This window comes from Bradyrhizobium sp. Ghvi (genome assembly GCF_900115265.1).
In the GTDB taxonomy this organism is placed as follows: Bacteria; Pseudomonadota; Alphaproteobacteria; order Rhizobiales; family Xanthobacteraceae; genus Bradyrhizobium.
Map to the genome: position 1 here is coordinate 1,022,316 of NZ_FOVU01000001.1, position 14,882 is coordinate 1,037,197.

The 14,882-nt window shown below is 63.2% G+C and carries 16 protein-coding genes and 1 tRNA gene; 7 read left to right on the forward strand and 10 right to left on the reverse strand.

Features of this window, described 5'->3' with window-relative positions:
- Positions 1-171: 171 nt before the first annotated feature.
- Positions 172-1,008: a tryptophan synthase subunit alpha gene (trpA, locus tag BM374_RS04745; RefSeq protein ID WP_092289415.1), complete on the reverse strand. Its 837-nt coding sequence runs from the start codon at positions 1,006-1,008 to the stop codon at positions 172-174.
- A gap of 72 nt (positions 1,009-1,080) precedes the next feature.
- Here trpA and BM374_RS04750 point away from each other — a divergent pair, with 72 nt between their 5' ends.
- A complete protein-coding gene (locus tag BM374_RS04750; RefSeq protein ID WP_092289417.1) occupies positions 1,081-1,425 on the forward strand; it encodes an endonuclease domain-containing protein in 345 nt (114 codons plus the stop codon).
- 79 nt (positions 1,426-1,504) lie between these two features.
- On the opposite strand, the gene trpB is transcribed toward BM374_RS04750, so the two are convergent.
- The 8 genes from trpB to aroA form a co-directional block, all read right to left on the reverse strand.
- Positions 1,505-2,722 carry a tryptophan synthase subunit beta gene (gene trpB / locus BM374_RS04755; RefSeq protein ID WP_092289420.1) on the reverse strand — a complete coding sequence of 406 codons (1,218 nt, stop codon included), beginning with the start codon at positions 2,720-2,722 and terminating at the stop codon, positions 1,505-1,507.
- Positions 2,719-3,378, reverse strand: coding sequence for a phosphoribosylanthranilate isomerase (locus tag BM374_RS04760; protein ID WP_092289423.1), 660 nt, complete (start codon positions 3,376-3,378; stop codon positions 2,719-2,721). Before BM374_RS04760 ends, trpB begins: the two co-directional genes overlap by 4 nt.
- A gap of 64 nt (positions 3,379-3,442) precedes the next feature.
- Positions 3,443-3,835, reverse strand: coding sequence for a lipopolysaccharide assembly protein LapA domain-containing protein (locus BM374_RS04765; RefSeq protein WP_092289425.1), 393 nt, complete (start codon positions 3,833-3,835; stop codon positions 3,443-3,445).
- Positions 3,836-3,906: 71 nt separating this feature from the next.
- A complete protein-coding gene (locus BM374_RS04770; protein ID WP_007598410.1) occupies positions 3,907-4,212 on the reverse strand; it encodes an integration host factor subunit beta in 306 nt (101 codons plus the stop codon).
- 182 nt (positions 4,213-4,394) lie between these two features.
- Positions 4,395-5,375: a signal peptide peptidase SppA gene (sppA, locus tag BM374_RS04775; protein WP_092289427.1), complete on the reverse strand. Its 981-nt coding sequence runs from the start codon at positions 5,373-5,375 to the stop codon at positions 4,395-4,397.
- 371 nt (positions 5,376-5,746) lie between these two features.
- Positions 5,747-7,453 carry a 30S ribosomal protein S1 gene (rpsA, locus tag BM374_RS04780; RefSeq protein ID WP_177248090.1) on the reverse strand — a complete coding sequence of 569 codons (1,707 nt, stop codon included), beginning with the start codon at positions 7,451-7,453 and terminating at the stop codon, positions 5,747-5,749.
- Positions 7,454-7,718: 265 nt separating this feature from the next.
- A complete protein-coding gene (gene cmk, locus BM374_RS04785) occupies positions 7,719-8,357 on the reverse strand; it encodes a (d)CMP kinase (RefSeq protein WP_092289431.1) in 639 nt (212 codons plus the stop codon).
- On the reverse strand, positions 8,354-9,691 hold the full coding sequence (gene aroA, locus BM374_RS04790; RefSeq protein ID WP_177248091.1) for a 3-phosphoshikimate 1-carboxyvinyltransferase: 1,338 nt from the start codon (positions 9,689-9,691) through the stop codon (positions 8,354-8,356). Before aroA ends, cmk begins: the two co-directional genes overlap by 4 nt.
- A 161-nt stretch (positions 9,692-9,852) precedes the next feature.
- Here aroA and BM374_RS04795 point away from each other — a divergent pair, with 161 nt between their 5' ends.
- The 3 genes from BM374_RS04795 to BM374_RS04805 all read left to right on the forward strand — a co-directional run bounded on the left by BM374_RS04795 (position 9,853) and on the right by BM374_RS04805 (position 10,865).
- Positions 9,853-10,257, forward strand: a complete 405-nt coding sequence (locus tag BM374_RS04795) for a TIGR02300 family protein (protein WP_092289435.1) — start codon at positions 9,853-9,855, stop codon at positions 10,255-10,257.
- 96 nt (positions 10,258-10,353) lie between these two features.
- Positions 10,354-10,429: transfer RNA gene (locus BM374_RS04800), tRNA-Ala, on the forward strand.
- 199 nt (positions 10,430-10,628) lie between these two features.
- The gene (locus tag BM374_RS04805; RefSeq protein WP_092289437.1) at positions 10,629-10,865 is read left to right on the forward strand and encodes a GIY-YIG nuclease family protein; all 237 of its coding nucleotides are present in this window, start codon (positions 10,629-10,631) and stop codon (positions 10,863-10,865) included.
- Between the two features lie 18 nt (positions 10,866-10,883).
- Here the strand turns inward: BM374_RS04805 and BM374_RS04810 are convergent, their stop codons facing one another.
- The gene (locus BM374_RS04810) at positions 10,884-11,342 is read right to left on the reverse strand and encodes a MarR family winged helix-turn-helix transcriptional regulator (RefSeq protein WP_092289439.1); all 459 of its coding nucleotides are present in this window, start codon (positions 11,340-11,342) and stop codon (positions 10,884-10,886) included.
- A gap of 159 nt (positions 11,343-11,501) precedes the next feature.
- Here BM374_RS04810 and BM374_RS04815 point away from each other — a divergent pair, with 159 nt between their 5' ends.
- From BM374_RS04815 to ugpB, 3 genes are all read left to right on the forward strand, one after another.
- Entirely contained in the window at positions 11,502-11,927 is a 426-nt protein-coding gene (locus tag BM374_RS04815; protein ID WP_092289441.1) for an organic hydroperoxide resistance protein, read from the forward strand.
- Positions 11,928-12,101: 174 nt separating this feature from the next.
- A complete protein-coding gene (locus BM374_RS04820) occupies positions 12,102-13,319 on the forward strand; it encodes a CaiB/BaiF CoA transferase family protein (protein ID WP_092289443.1) in 1,218 nt (405 codons plus the stop codon).
- Positions 13,320-13,528: 209 nt separating this feature from the next.
- A complete protein-coding gene (gene ugpB, locus BM374_RS04825) occupies positions 13,529-14,845 on the forward strand; it encodes a sn-glycerol-3-phosphate ABC transporter substrate-binding protein UgpB (RefSeq protein ID WP_092289445.1) in 1,317 nt (438 codons plus the stop codon).
- Positions 14,846-14,882: the final 37 nt, after the last annotated feature.

Consider the following 14,882-nt stretch of genomic DNA (forward strand, 5'->3'; position numbering starts at 1 on the left):
GTTTGCTCCGATGTACGATCCCCCAAAGGGAACGCCTGAAGGACTATATGGCGGCCGGGCCGATGGCCGGCAAGCCGCCATGTCGCCCCGTTAGAGCATGATCCGGAAAACTGTGAAGCGGTTTTCCGATAAGATCATGCTCAAACTAAAAAGCTTAAGCGGAATTATGGCCTATTCGGCCGCTTGTTTGGCGCCCTTGACGCCCCGGGCCAGCGCCGCGGTCAGTTCGGCCACGGCGTTAACGGTCTTGGCGGTCGCCCGCCCCTCAGCATCAAGGCTGGTCTTGAGCGCATCGACCAGCGCGGTCCCGACCACCGAACCATCCGCCTTCTCGGCAATGGCGCGCGCCGCCTCCGGCGTGCGGATGCCAAAACCAACACATATCGGCAGCTTGGTGTGTCGCTTGATGCGCGCGACGGCTTCACCGACGGCATTCGCGTCCGCTGCCGCCGCACCGGTGATGCCCGCGATCGAGACGTAGTAGACAAAGCCCGACGTGTTCGCGAGCACCGCCGGCAGGCGCCTGTCGTCGGTGGTCGGGGTCGCCAAGCGAATGAAGTTCAGTCCCGCCTTCAACGCGGGAATGCAGAGCTCGTCGTCTTCCTCCGGCGGCAAATCGACGATGATCAAGCCGTCAACGCCGGCCGACTTGGCATCAGCCAAAAACTTGTCGACGCCGTAAATGTAGATCGGATTGTAATAGCCCATCAGCACCAGCGGCGTGACGTTGTCGTCCTTGCGGAAATCGCGCACCAGCTCCAACGTCTTCTTCAACGTCATGCCGTTCTTGAGCGCTCGCAGACCTGCCGCCTGAATCGAGGGACCATCCGCCATCGGATCGGTGAAGGGAATGCCAAGCTCGATCACGTCGGAGCCCGCCTTGGGCAGCGCCTTGACGATATTGAGCGACGTCGTGAGATCGGGATCGCCGGCCATCACATAGGTGACGAAGGCCGAGTGGCCTTGCTTCTTCAGCTCGGCAAAACGTGTGTCGATACGCGTGGTCATGATTCGGCGGCCGCTGTGCTATACCTCTCCCCTCCGGGGAGAGGTCGGCTGCGAAGCAGCCGGGTGAGGGGGATGGAGAGGTTCAAATCAAGGGCGCGAAGGCTCCGCGATTCGCAGACGAGCGCCGAAGCGAAGCTTTGGCAAGCGCTGCGCAACCGGCAGCTCGCCCGTTGGAAATTTCGTCGCCAGCACCCGGTCGACCGATACGTCGTCGATTTCGTGACACTCGACGGTAAGCTCATCATCGAAGTGGACGGCGTCACGCATTCCAGCCCGTCCGAAATAGCACGCGATGACGCGCGAACCAGAGTGCTTGAGGCGTGCGGATTCCTCGTCCTCCGAGTCTCGAATACCGACGTGTACGAAAATATCGAGGGCGTGCTCAAGCTCATCGAAAGGTCCCTGAGATTCGAGTGAGCGGAGAGGCCCCTCACCCGGCTGCTGCGCAGCCGACCTCTCCCCGACGGGGAGAGGTGAAGAGAGTTCGACACGCGCCTCACCTGCTCTTGCCCCTCAGGATGTCGCCGACCTGGGGGACGTCCTTGTCGCCGCGGCCGGAGAGATTGACGACCATCAGGTGGTCTTTCGGCCGCTTCGGCGCGAGCTCCATCACCTTGGCGATGGCGTGCGCGGGCTCGAGCGCGGGAATGATGCCTTCAAGCTTCGAGAGCAGTTGGAACGCAGCGAGCGCCTCGTCATCGGTCGCAGAGAGATAATTAACGCGGCCGACCTCGTGCAGCCAGGAATGCTCGGGCCCGATGCCGGGATAGTCGAGACCGGCCGAGATCGAATGCGCGTCCTGGATCTGGCCGTCGGCATCCATCAGGAGATAGGTGCGGTTGCCATGCAGCACGCCGGGACGACCGCCCGCGATCGACGCCGCATGCAGCTGGGTGAGCCCGTGGCCGGCGGCTTCGACGCCAAAGATTTCGACGGAGGGATCATCGAGGAACGGATGGAATAGGCCCATCGCGTTCGAGCCGCCGCCGATGCAGGCAACCAGCGAGTCCGGCAGGCGGCCCTCGACCTCCTGCATTTGCGCCTTGGTCTCGTTGCCGATGATGGACTGGAAGTCGCGCACCAGCGTTGGATAGGGATGCGGGCCCGCCACCGTGCCGATGCAATAGAAAGTGTTGTGCACGTTGGTGACCCAATCGCGCAGCGCCTCGTTCATCGCGTCCTTCAGCGTGCGCGTGCCCGACTGCACCGGGAACACCTTTGCGCCCAGCATCTCCATGCGGATCACGTTGGGCTGCTGCCGTTCGACGTCGACGGCACCCATATAGACCACGCATTCGAGGCCGAAACGCGCGCACAGCGTCGCGGTGGCGACACCGTGCTGGCCGGCGCCGGTCTCGGCGATGATGCGCTTCTTGCCCATGCGCCGCGCCAGCATGATCTGGCCGAGCACGTTGTTCACCTTGTGCGAGCCGGTGTGGTTGAGCTCTTCGCGCTTCAGGTAGATCTTGGCGCCGCCGAGATGCTCGGTGAGGCGCTCGGCGAAATAAAGCGGCGAGGGCCGGCCGACATAGTTCTTGAGATAGCCGTTCATCTCGGCCTGGAAGGCCGGATCGGCCTTGGCGGCAGTGTAGGCCTTCTCGAGGTCGAGGATCAGCGGCATCAGGGTTTCGGCGACGAAGCGGCCGCCGAAAATGCCGAAATGGCCGCGCTCGTCGGGCCCGCTGCGATAGGAATTTGGTTTGGCGATGTTCATCGAACGCTCAACTCTCGAGTGGCGCGCGCGGCGCGAATGAAGGCCTTGATCAGCTCCGGGTCTTTTACGCCGGGGGCGCTCTCGATACCGGAGGAGACGTCGACGCCACCGGCGCGGGTGACGCGAAGGGCTTCGGCAACGTTGTCGATGTGAAGCCCGCCGGAGACCATATAGGGCAGTTCCAGATCGAGATTTTCGAGCAGGTGCCAGTCGAACGGCTCCCCCAAACCACCGGGGCGGGTCGCGTCTTTCGGCGCGCGTGCATCGAACAGGATACGGTCGGCAACCGCGGCATAGCCCGGCAGAACGGCGAGGTCGGCGGCGCTTGCAACTGGCACCGCCTTCATCACCGGACGGCCAAACCTCTGCTTGATGTCGCGCAGTCGCGCCACGCTTTCCTTGCCATGGAGCTGGAAGATATCAGGCGACAGCGCATCCATGATGTTGTCGAGCGTGGCATCGTCGGCATCGACCGTGAGCGCCACTTTCAGCGCGCGCCGCTTCACTTGCCGGCCGAGATCCCGTCCCGTCTCCAGCGAGACATGCCGCGGCGACGGTGGAAAGAACACGAAGCCGACCATGTCGGCGCCCGCATCGAGCGCCACCTCGAGCGTCTCGGGCGTGGACAGGCCGCAGATCTTGACGAGCAGGGACATGGTCTCAATGCAAAGGGAGGCCGCAAGTGGCGGCCGGGAAACGGGCTTTTCGGTCGGGCCGCTTCTACAACGTCGCGCGCTGCTTGTCTCGCCCAACAGGCCCGTAAAGGCCCACGCCAGAGGGTACCGGGAGGCGCTGGGCCTCGGGCTTGGCCGGGGCCGTCTGGGCCCGCAGATCGGCCGCCTCCAGCCGGGCGGCCCGGGCATCCGCCTCATGCCGGCGTGCCGCGCGCCGCCAGTGCCGCTGGCCGAACCAGACGGCGCAGCCGCCGACGATGACGCCCACGGTAGCCGCCAGGATCAGCAGCAGGAACAGCGGCAGCGTGACCGACAGGGCCGGATCAGCCGCCATGAAGGGATCGAAGGAGACGGTGACGAAATGCCGGTTGGCGACGGCAAAGGTGACCAGGATCAGGCCCAGCGGAATCACGATCAGTGCGGTCAGGAACTTTCGCATCGCGATCGCTCGTCTTGAATCAAGCTAGCTGCCGCATCATGCGGCTGTCAGGTTAAGCCCGGACGACAGGCTTAATCCGGCGCACCTGGATCCGGATGGTCGCGATTGAGCCGCTCGCGCATTTCCTTGCCGGTCTTGAAGAACGGAACGCTCTTCTGATCGACAGGGACATGGGCGCCGGTGCGCGGATTGCGCCCTGCGCGCGCAGGGCGATGCTTGACCGAGAAGGCACCGAAGCCGCGCAACTCGACGCGGTCACCGCGCGCGAGAGCCGCTACGATCTCTTCGAGAATCGCATTCACAATGTTCTCGACATCCCGCTGGTACAGATGCGGGTTGTGCTCGGCGATACGCTGAACAAGTTCGGATTTGATCATCGAGAGATAGGACCCGGAAGCGTGCGGATGACCATTTCCGTGAAAATGCCTTGATCTGTCAAGACGCTAAATAAAGATTGGACGTCGTGAAAATGGGTGACAAATGCCGAAAAAGCGGGCTGCGCAGCCACTCGCCAAACGGGAAAAAAGTTTGAAGCTCGCGCAGTTCCCCGCCGTTTCCCTCAGTTCGAGGCGGCCGGCTCCCACACGGCCAGCATTCCGTCCAACCCGATGCGATCAACTGCCTGGACGACGCCAGTTTGCGCGATTTGATGCGCAATCGAGCCGAATCCCAGCGCTTCCAGCGTCACGGCCGCAGCTGTCCTGAGGAACGTCAGATCGCCGAAGCGCGGCTCGAGCTTGTAATCACGTACCGATAAGCCCTTCTTGACGCCCTTCTGCTCCTCGAGCCAGGTCACGGCGGTCTTCTCGTCGCCGAGCTGATCGATCAGCTTGAGACCGATCGCCTGGCGGCCGGTGAAGACCCGGCCATCGACGACTTTTTCGAGCTGCGTGTCGTCCATGCCACGGCGCTGCTTCACCAGATCCTTGAACCAGGCATAGGAATCCTTCACCAGCGCATCCAGCGCGGCCCGCGCTTCCGGGCTGGTTGGCTCAAAACCATTGGGCGCGGCCTTCAGCGGCGTGGACTTCACCTCCTCGACCTTGACCCCGATGGTCTTCAGGAGCTCCGAGACGTTGGGAAACTGGAACAACACGCCGATCGAGCCGACCAGCGAGCTCTGCTGGGCGATGATGTGGTCGCTCGCGATCGCCGTGATGTATCCACCGGATGCCGCAAGGCCTTCGACCACGACGACCAGCGGCTTCTTCGCCTTCAGGCGCGTCAGTGAATCATAGAGCTGCTCTGAGCCGGCAGTGGTGCCGCCCGGCGAGTTGATGTGAACAATGACGGCGGCGGCCTTCGAATTCTCCAGCCGCTCCAGCGCCTGCGTGCGCTCGGCATCGCTGCGGATCAGGCCGTCGATCTGCACGCGCGCGATGGAGCCTGCGGAGGCGAAGGTACCGCGCGCGCCCGGCGTCGCGATCAGCGCAAAGCCCGCAATCGCCGCGATCGCGATCAGCGCGGCGATCACGCGCCAGAACGTCAGCTTACGGCGGATCCTGCGGCGATCGACGATGATGTCCGAATCGAGCGACATCGAGATTTCTCCAAATGAAAAGGCCGCGGGCGTTGTGCCGTCACATTGTGACCATCAGCTTCTCTGGATACATCAATTGCGGCGTAATTTGAAGAAAACAAGGCTTGGGGTGAGGCAGGGAAGCCGCCAAGAACTCACGCGTCATCCCCGCCTAGTCTAGTGCGCGATTGCGGACGGGACGGGGATCCATAGCCACAGGGCGCAGTGTGAGGCGAGTCGCCCATTTCGAGTCTTCGTCAAAAACCACTTCCTGTGGCTTTGGGTCCCAGGCTCGCGCTTCGCGTGCCCCGAGACGAGAGTTGTGTTTGCCGCCCAACAAAAAAGCCCCGGCTCGCGCCGGGGCTTCGATGTCGGCAAAACCTGAGTTTTGCTTACTTGCTGTCGCGGTTCTTGAGCGCGGTGCCCAGGATGTCGCCCAGCGTCGCACCCGAATCCGAGGAGCCGTACTGCGCGATGGCTTCCTTCTCTTCGGCGACTTCGAGCGCCTTGATCGACACCTGGACCTTGCGGGCCTTCTTGTCGAACTGGATCACGCGGGCATCGACCTTCTCGCCGACGGCGAAGCGTTCGGCGCGCTGGTCGTTGCGGTCACGCGCGAGCTCCGAGCGCTTGATGAAGGTCGAGAAGTCGGTCCCGGTGATCTTCACTTCGATGCCGCTTTCCTTCACCTCGAGCACTTCGCAGGTCACGACCGCGCCCTTCTTGACATCGCCCGGCTCGGCGAAGGGATCGCCTTCGAGCTGCTTGATGCCGAGCGAGATGCGCTCCTTCTCGACGTCCACATCGAGCACCACGGCCTTCACCATGTCGCCCTTCTTGTAATTGTCGATCACCTGCTCGCCCGGAAGCTTCCAGTCGAGATCGGAGAGATGGACCATGCCGTCGACGTCGCCCTCGAGGCCCAGGAACAGACCGAACTCGGTCTTGTTCTTGACTTCGCCCTCGACCACCGAACCGGTCGGATGACCTTCGACGAAGACCTCCCACGGGTTGCGCATGGTCTGCTTGAGGCCGAGCGAGATGCGGCGCTTGACGGAATCGACTTCCAGCACCTGCACGTCGACTTCCTGCGAGGTCGACACGATCTTGCCGGGGTGCATGTTCTTCTTGGTCCACGACATCTCGGAGACGTGGATCAGACCTTCGATGCCCGGCTCGAGCTCGACGAACGCGCCGTAGTCGGTGATGTTGGTGACACGGCCGGTGAAGCGGGCACCCAGCGGGTACTTGGCTTCGATGCCCTGCCACGGATCGTCCAGCAGCTGCTTCATGCCCAGCGAGATGCGGTGCGTCTCGTGGTTGATCTTGATGATCTTGACCTTCACGGTCTGGCCGATCGAGAGCACCTCGGTCGGGTGGTTGACGCGGCGCCACGCGATGTCGGTGACGTGCAGCAGGCCGTCGATGCCGCCGAGGTCAACGAACGCACCGTAATCGGTGATGTTCTTGACCACGCCGTCGATGACCTGACCCTCTTCGAGGTTCTGCACCAGCTCCTGACGCTGCTCGGCGCGGGTCTCTTCGAGAACCGTGCGACGGGACACCACGATGTTGCCGCGGCGGCGGTCCATCTTGAGGATCTGGAACGGCTGCGAGTTGTTCATCAGCGGCGCAACGTCGCGGATCGGGCGGATGTCGACCTGCGAGCGCGGCAGGAAGGCCACGGCACCGTCGAGGTCGACCGTGAAGCCGCCCTTGACCTGGTTGAAGATGACGCCGTTGACCTTCTCGTTGTTCTGGAAGGCCTTCTCGAGCTTGCCCCAGCTCTCTTCGCGGCGCGCCTTGTCGCGCGACAGCACGGCCTCGCCGAGAGCGTTTTCGATGCGATCGAGGAACACTTCCACCTCGTCGCCGACCTTGAGGTCGGAGTCACGGCCGGGGCCGGAAAATTCGCGCAGGGCAACGCGGCCCTCGGTCTTCAGGCCGACGTCGATGACGGCCATGTCCTTTTCAATTGCAACCACCTTGCCCTTGACGACCGAGCTCTCCTGCAGGTTGCCACCTGCGAAGGACTCGTCGAGCATCGCGGCGAAATCGTCACGCGACGGGCTATAGGTACCAGCGGAAGTCGAAGCCATTTGTTCTCCAGTTGCGGATGTCTTGCCGGCCGTTGGGTTCAAGGGCGTATCGCGCGCGCAGTGTCGGAAGGTCCGCAAGACCTTCGAGCGACCGCTCGCTGCTCCGGTTTGAGGCCGAAACAGCGGAAGCGGGCCGGCAGGGCCCGCACGTTCGATACGTGGAAATCTTGTGTCCGGAGCCTGGATCGCGCCGGTCCCAAATAGGGACCGAGAGTATCGACCTCAAAGAGCGGGAGCGGGCGCTTCCTCCAATGACGGCTGCGGCTTAACCCCGCGGCCGGCCCGCTCGGACGGCCTCGATAATGTCGATGGCGGCCCGGACGCCGCCTTCTATATCCAGTTGGGAGTTATCTAGCAAGTAAGCATCCGGGGCCGGTTTTAAAGGCGCAATCGGCCGGTTCTTGTCGCGTTCATCGCGCTGGATGATGTCGGCGAGCACCAAAGCCTCGTCTGCGTCCTCGCCCCTTGCCCTGGCCTCCATGGTGCGGCGCCGGGCCCGGACCCTGGGGTCGGCGACGACGAAGATCTTCACGTCGGCATGGGGACAGATCACGGTTCCAATATCCCGGCCGTCCAGCACGGCGCCGGGCGGATCGGCCGCGAATTGCCGCTGGAAATTGAGCAGGACCTCGCGAACTCTGGGGATCGCCGAGACGATCGAGGCGCCCTCGCCGGCCGCCTGGGTCTTCAGGGCGGGATTTCCGAACTTTTCGGGATCGAGTTCCAGGGCTGCCTGCACTGCTGCCGCCTCGTCCCGGAGATCATGGCCTGTTTCCATCAGGGCGTAGGCGACCGCACGATAGATCACGCCGGTATCGAGATGACGATAGCCGTAGTGATGCGCGAGGCGCTTGCCGAGCGTGCCCTTGCCGGAGGCCGCGGGTCCATCGATGGCGATGATCATGAAAACTCGGCTCCAAGCGAACGCATCATCGGAATGAAATCAGGAAAGCTGGTGGCGATGAAGGCGGTGTCATCGACCGTCACCGGCTGGTCGGACGCGCAGCCCATCACCAGCGCGGACATCGCGATGCGGTGATCCATGTGAGTGGCGACCGTGCCGCCACCGGGTACGTGGCCGCGGCCCTCGACGATCAGATCGTCGCCGGAGACTGTGACCTTCACACCGTTGACGCGGAGCATTGCGGCGGTGGCCTCGAGCCGGTCGGATTCCTTGACGCGCAGTTCTTGCAATCCGCGCATGATGGTCGTGCCTTCGGCGAAGGCGGCTGCGACCGCCAGCACCAGGTATTCGTCGATCATCGAGGGCGCGCGCTCCGGCGGCACCTCGACGCCGCGCAGTTTTGAGGCCCGCACGCGCAAGCGCGCCATCGGCTCGCCGGCGTCACCGCGGACTTCGCTTTCCTCGATGAACGCCCCCATTTCACGCAGCGTCGTGAAAAGACCGGTACGCAGCGGGTTGGTCATCACGTCAGAAAGAACCACATCGGAGCCTTCGACGATCAGCGCTGCGACGACCGGAAAGGCCGCTGAAGACGGATCGGCGGGCACGATGACGGTGGCGCCATGCAGCTCGGGCTGGCCCACCAGCGTGATACGACGGCCGTGAGCGCCCTCGGCGACCGACGTGATGTCAGCGCCAAAATGCTTCAACATCAGCTCGGTGTGGTCGCGGCTGGCCTCGCTTTCGATCACGGTGGTGATTCCGGGCGCGGCCAGGCCGGCCAGCAATACGGCCGACTTGATCTGGGCCGATGCGACCGGGGTCTTGTAGGTGATTGGCAGCGGGTCGCTCGCACCCTGGAGGGTGAGCGGCAGCCGGCCGCCTTCACCGCCGGAAATCACCTTCGCGCCCATTTTTTCGAGTGGATCGAGGATCCGGCGCATGGGACGGCTGCGCAACGAGGCATCACCGTCGAAAACCGCCGAGATTGGGCAGCCGGCGACGGCGCCCATGACCAGCCGGCATCCGGTACCGGAGTTGCCGAAATCCAGCGCCGTCTTGGGCTGGGCAAAGCCTCCGACGCCCACACCCTGGACCTTCCAGGCAAAATCGCCGGTGCGCTCGACCTTAGCACCCAGTGCCTGCATGGATTTGGCGGTGTTGAGAACGTCCTCGCCCTCGAGCAGGCCCGAGATCCGGGTTTCGCCGACCGCAAGCGCGCCCAGGATGAGGGCGCGGTGCGAGATCGACTTGTCTCCGGGCACCCGTACTTTTCCGGTCAGGGGGCCGCTCGAGCGCGACGTCAGCGGTGTCGGCTTGTCGGAATGGGTCAAGATTGTGTCCTTGGATGCGCCCTTTAGGGGCTGCGGGCAGGTACCACACGGTCTCCCCGCCGTCACGAGCATGTCTTTCTCTCGTAATGCGCTATTGACAGCGGGCCGCCAACTAGCCAAGTGAAGCACCGCTTTTCAGACATTCCCAGGATTCCTCTGCCGTGGCCAAGTCCGAACTCGGAACCAAACGTATTTGCCCGACCACGGGCAAGAAGTTCTATGACCTCAACAAGAATCCGGTGATCTCGCCCTATACCGGCGAGGTGGTGCCGATCGCACCCATGGCGCCCGCGCGCGGCCGTGCGGCGGAAGCTCGCAACATGCCCCAGGACACCGCGCCGGAGCCGGCCGAGGCCGAAGAATTGGTCTCGCTCGAGGAGGCCGATGCCGAGGAGAACACCGGCAAGGTTAAGGCCGTCGTCCCCGAGTCCGAGGACGATATCGAGGTCGATGAGCCCCTCGACGACGATGATGACGACGATTCGACCTTCATTGCCGACGAAGAAGAGGGCGACGAGGACGTGACCGACATCATTGGTGATGTCGGAGGCGATGAAGAGACTTGAGATCAGCCCTGATCTGTGAAAAAGGGTGCACCGCGCGAGTCGCTTAGGACTCGCCGGTTGGGGTGATCCACCAGATTCACCCCTGACAAGGACTAAGGGGCCATAGCTCAGCTGGGAGAGCGCTTGCATGGCATGCAAGAGGTCGGCGGTTCGATCCCGCCTGGCTCCACCAGCCTTCGCTCGCTTCGCGAGCTACGGCTAGGCAAGCCTAGGGAAGTCCCTCGTAGCGAAGTGAGCGACGGCTGTCCCGCCATAGCCCGAAGGGCGACGGCGGACCGGGGCGGACATCTGCTTCGCTGTGATGACAAGTTACAGCCACATCTTAAACGTGTCTCAAAGCTGCTATCCTACCTCCCCGGGGAGGAAGCATCATGAAATACGTCTACATCCTCGAAAGTCTCGATTCCCAGCACTTCTACGTCGGCATCACGGACGATCTACGAGCTCGGTTAGCTAAGCACAACGCCGGTGGAGTGCCGCACACCTCGAAATACGGTCCCTGGCAAATTCGAACGTATTTCGCCTTCGATGACGCCGCACGCGCTGTCGCGATCGAGCGGTACCTGAAATCTGGCTCCGGCCGCGCGTTCGCCAAAAAGCACTTCTGACTGCGCGCCTCTAATCCCCTACTCCCCGATCACCGCATTCAACCGATCCCTCAGCGCGACGATCTCGTCCTTCATCGCCACCAACTCGGAGACCGCGCACTTCGAGGCCGCCAGGATCGACTGCGGGACGCTGCGCGCTTTCTCCTTCAGCGCATGGCCCTGCGGCGTCAACGCGATCAGCACCTGGCGCTCGTCCTCGCGGCTCCGCGTACGCTTGAGCAGATGCGCGGCTTCGAGCCGCTTCAGCAATGGCGTCAGGGTCCCCGAATCCAGAAACAGCTTCTCGCCGATCTCCTTCACCGGCAAATCGTCGCGCTCCCACAGCACCAGCATCACCAGATATTGCGGATAGGTCAGGCCGAGCCGGTCGAGCAGTGGCTTGTAGACGCGGTTGAAGGCGTGCGCGGCCGAATAGACCGCGAAGCAGATCTGGTTATCGAGGCGTTGCGGATCGAGGGTCGCTGGTTTTCGGGCCATGGGAGAATCTCGCGGGATATTCCTCACTCTGGGGCCAGCCGGCCGCAGATTCAATTGCGAACAATTAAATGTGAGGCATGCTAATTTCAATTGCTCACAATCTAATTGTCTGCGATATAGCTGTCACCCCAACCCAAGAGCCCCCCTGAGGAGACGAAAATGTCCGTGAACGTCCTCTACAAGACCAGCGCAAAAGCCACCGGCGGCCGCGACGGCCATGCTGCGACCCTCGACGGCGCACTCGACGTCAAGCTGACCACGCCGAAGGAGCTCGGTGGTGGCGGCGGCGCCGGCAACAATCCCGAGCAGCTGTTCGCGGCCGGCTATGCCGCCTGCTTCATCGGCGCGATGAAGTTCGTGGCCTCGCAGGGAGGCCCGAAGGTTCCTGCGGACACCTCCGTGACCTCGACCGTGGGCATTGGCCCGCGCTCGGAAGGCGGCTTCGGCCTCGATATTGATCTCGCCATCTCGCTGCCGGGCCTGTCCCGCGCGGATGCCGAGGCGCTGGTCGCGAAGGCGCACCAGGTGTGCCCCTACTCCAACGCGACGCGCGGCAATGTCGATGTCCGCCTGACGGTCGTCTGATCCGACGGTGGATTGGCTGGCCTGAGATCCCCCTCGGGCCGGCCGCTTCCGCGAGATTTCCCACATCGCGGGATTGCGCAGCGGCGCGCATGCGGCCCTACGCGACAGCCCATTGCTGGCATAAAAAAACCTCGCTAGGCCTGTGGTCGAATATCGACACAGGGAAGCGAAGGCATGACCGAAGCCGCCAGTTCTGGAGCAGCATTGGGCGCAATGAGCGGACTGCGTGTCATCGATCTCACGCGGGTGCTCGGCGGTCCCTATTGCACTCAGATCCTCGCCGACCACGGCGCGGACGTGATCAAGGTCGAGCCGCCCGCAGGCGACGAGGTGCGTGAATGGGGCCCTCCCTTCCACGAGGAAGACGCGGCATACTTCATCGGCATCAACCGCAACAAGCGTTCGATCGGCCTCGACCTCGCTTCCGAGGGCGGTCGCACCGTGCTGCTCAAGATGCTGGAGACCGCCGACGTCCTGATCGAGAATTTCAAGCCGGGCACGCTGGAGAAATGGGGCATCGGCAACGATGTACTCAGCAGGAAGTTTCCGCGCCTCGTGCATTGCCGGATCTGCGGCTTCGGCGCCGACGGCCCACGCGGCGGCAATCCCGGATACGACGCCATTATCCAGGCCATGACCGGCATGATCGCGGCGACCGGCTCGGTCGCGAGCGGGCCGATGCGGATCGGCGTGCCGCTGGTCGACATCACCACCGGTCTCTACGCGGCGATCGGCATCCTGATGGCGCTGTCGGAGCGACAACGCTCGGGCAAGGGCCAGTTCCTGGAGACGACACTGTACGAGACCGGCCTTGCCATCATGCATCCGCACACCGCGAATTATTTCATGCATGGCAAGCCGCCCTCGCTGACCGGCAACGAGCACCCGAACCTCGTGCCTTACGCGATCTTCCCGACCAAGACCGACAACATCTTCATCGGCGTCGGCAATGACGGCACCTTCCGCAAGCTCTGCAAGGAGATCGGCAAACCCGAGCTCGGCACCGATCCGCGCTTTGCCCGCAACAAGGACCGCATCGCCAATCGCGAGGCGCTGCGCGCCGAGCTTGCCGCGGTGTTCAGCCAGCACGAGGCCGAGCCGCTGTGCAATCGCCTGCTCTCCGCTGGCCTTCCCGCAGGGCCGGTGCAGAAAATCGACCAGGCGCTGACGAACCCGCACACGATCGCGCGCGGCGATATCATCGAGAAGGACTGGTACAAGGGCGTGGCTTCGCCGATCCGGCTCGATCGCAGCAAGCCGAGCCTGCGGCGCTTGCCGCCGAAGTTCAGCCAGCACGCCCAGGAGGTGCTGGGCGAGTTCGGCTACTCAAAGGCGGACATCGACGCGATGATCGCGCAAGGCACGGTCTGCGGCCCCGAGCGCAAGCGCTAGGGCCCCGGCACCGGCATTCCAATTGCGATGCCGCACTGCGGCGCCGGGACAGGTGTGCACCGCGGCTGCCCGGCGCGCGTTCGCCTATTTGACAGCTTCCCTTTTCCGGCGCTTGCCGCTTTCGTTTCGGCCGCTTACACAGTCATGTGAACGTCATATGGCGCTGCTAGCGCAAGCGCTTCTTTTGACGGCCAAGGGAGGATTACTTAATGGCTCTTCGACATTTTGGGGCAGCTGCCGCATTTGCGGTCGCGGTCGGCATGACGGCTTCGCCGGCGCTGGCCGTCACTGAAATCCAGTGGTGGCACGCGATGACCGGCGCGAACAACGATGTCATCGTCAAGCTCGCCAACGACTTCAATGCATCGCAGAGCGACTATAAGGTCATCCCGACTTACAAGGGCAGCTATCCCGACACCATGAACGCCGGCATCGCGGCGTTCCGCGCTGGCAACGCCCCGCACATCATGCAGGTATTCGAAGTCGGCACCGCGACGATGATGGCCGCCACCGGCGCCGTGAAGCCGGTCTACAAGCTGATGCAGGAAGCCGGCGAGACGTTCGATCCGAAGGCCTATCTGCCGGCGATCACCGGCTACTACTCGACCTCTAAGGGCGAGATGCTGTCGTTCCCCTTCAACTCGTCGTCGACCGTCATGTGGGTCAATCTCGACGAGCTGAAGAAGGTAGGCGCCGAGATCCCGAAGACCTGGCCTGAAGTGTTCGAGGTCGCCAAGAAACTCCACGACAACGGACACCCCACCTGCGGCTTCTCGAACTCCTGGGTCACCTGGGTCAATCTCGAGCAGCTCTCCGCCTGGCACAACGTGCCGCTCTCGACCAAGGCTAACGGCCTCGATGGCTTCGACACGGTGCTCGAGTTCAACGGACCGGTGCAGGTCAAGCATCTCGAGAAGCTGGTCGAGCTCCAGAAGGACAAGACCTACGACTATGCCGGCCGCACCAGCCAGGGCGAAGGCCGTTTCACCTCCGGCGAATGCGCAATCTATCTGACCTCGTCGTCCTTCTTCGGCAACGTCAAGGCACAGGCCAAGTTCAACTTCACCGCCGCGCCGATGCCGTACTATCCTGATGTCAAGGGCGCGCCGCAGAACTCGATCATCGGCGGCGCCTCGCTCTGGGTCATGGGCGGCAAGAAGCCCGACGAATACAAGGGCGTTGCGAAATTCCTGACCTTCCTGTCGGACACCGATCGTCAGGTCTACATTCACAAGGCGTCAGGCTATCTGCCGATCACCAAGGCGGCATATGAGAAGGCCAAGGCCGAGGGCTTCTACAAGGACCAGCCCTATCTCGAAACGCCGCTGCTCGAGCTGACCAACAAGGAGCCGACCGAGAATTCGCGCGGTCTGCGCCTCGGCAACATGGTGCAACTGCGTGACGTCTGGGCGGAAGAGATCGAGCAGGCCCTCGCCGGCAAGAAGACAGCCAAGCAGGCGCTCGACGCCTCGGTCGAGCGCGGCAACGTCATGCTGCGTCAGTTCGAAAAGACTGCCGTAAAATAAGGCGACGGTACCGGCAGGCCGCATCACCAGCGGCCTG

What these genes read in the sequence shown, in the direction of transcription:
- trpA (WP_092289415.1), bottom strand. Translation starts at nt 1,008, where the DNA reads ATGACCACGCGTATCGACACACGTTTTGCCGAGCTGAAGAAGCAAGGC.
- BM374_RS04750 (WP_092289417.1), top strand. Translation starts at nt 1,081, where the DNA reads ATGGAGAGGTTCAAATCAAGGGCGCGAAGGCTCCGCGATTCGCAGACG.
- trpB (WP_092289420.1), bottom strand. Translation starts at nt 2,722, where the DNA reads ATGAACATCGCCAAACCAAATTCCTATCGCAGCGGGCCCGACGAGCGC.
- BM374_RS04760 (WP_092289423.1), bottom strand. Translation starts at nt 3,378, where the DNA reads ATGTCCCTGCTCGTCAAGATCTGCGGCCTGTCCACGCCCGAGACGCTC.
- BM374_RS04765 (WP_092289425.1), bottom strand. Translation starts at nt 3,835, where the DNA reads ATGCGAAAGTTCCTGACCGCACTGATCGTGATTCCGCTGGGCCTGATC.
- BM374_RS04770 (WP_007598410.1), bottom strand. Translation starts at nt 4,212, where the DNA reads ATGATCAAATCCGAACTTGTTCAGCGTATCGCCGAGCACAACCCGCAT.
- sppA (WP_092289427.1), bottom strand. Translation starts at nt 5,375, where the DNA reads ATGTCGCTCGATTCGGACATCATCGTCGATCGCCGCAGGATCCGCCGT.
- rpsA (WP_177248090.1), bottom strand. Translation starts at nt 7,453, where the DNA reads ATGGCTTCGACTTCCGCTGGTACCTATAGCCCGTCGCGTGACGATTTC.
- cmk (WP_092289431.1), bottom strand. Translation starts at nt 8,357, where the DNA reads ATGATCATCGCCATCGATGGACCCGCGGCCTCCGGCAAGGGCACGCTC.
- BM374_RS04805 (WP_092289437.1), top strand. Translation starts at nt 10,629, where the DNA reads ATGAAATACGTCTACATCCTCGAAAGTCTCGATTCCCAGCACTTCTAC.
- BM374_RS04810 (WP_092289439.1), bottom strand. Translation starts at nt 11,342, where the DNA reads ATGGCCCGAAAACCAGCGACCCTCGATCCGCAACGCCTCGATAACCAG.
- BM374_RS04815 (WP_092289441.1), top strand. Translation starts at nt 11,502, where the DNA reads ATGTCCGTGAACGTCCTCTACAAGACCAGCGCAAAAGCCACCGGCGGC.
- BM374_RS04820 (WP_092289443.1), top strand. Translation starts at nt 12,102, where the DNA reads ATGACCGAAGCCGCCAGTTCTGGAGCAGCATTGGGCGCAATGAGCGGA.
- ugpB (WP_092289445.1), top strand. Translation starts at nt 13,529, where the DNA reads ATGGCTCTTCGACATTTTGGGGCAGCTGCCGCATTTGCGGTCGCGGTC.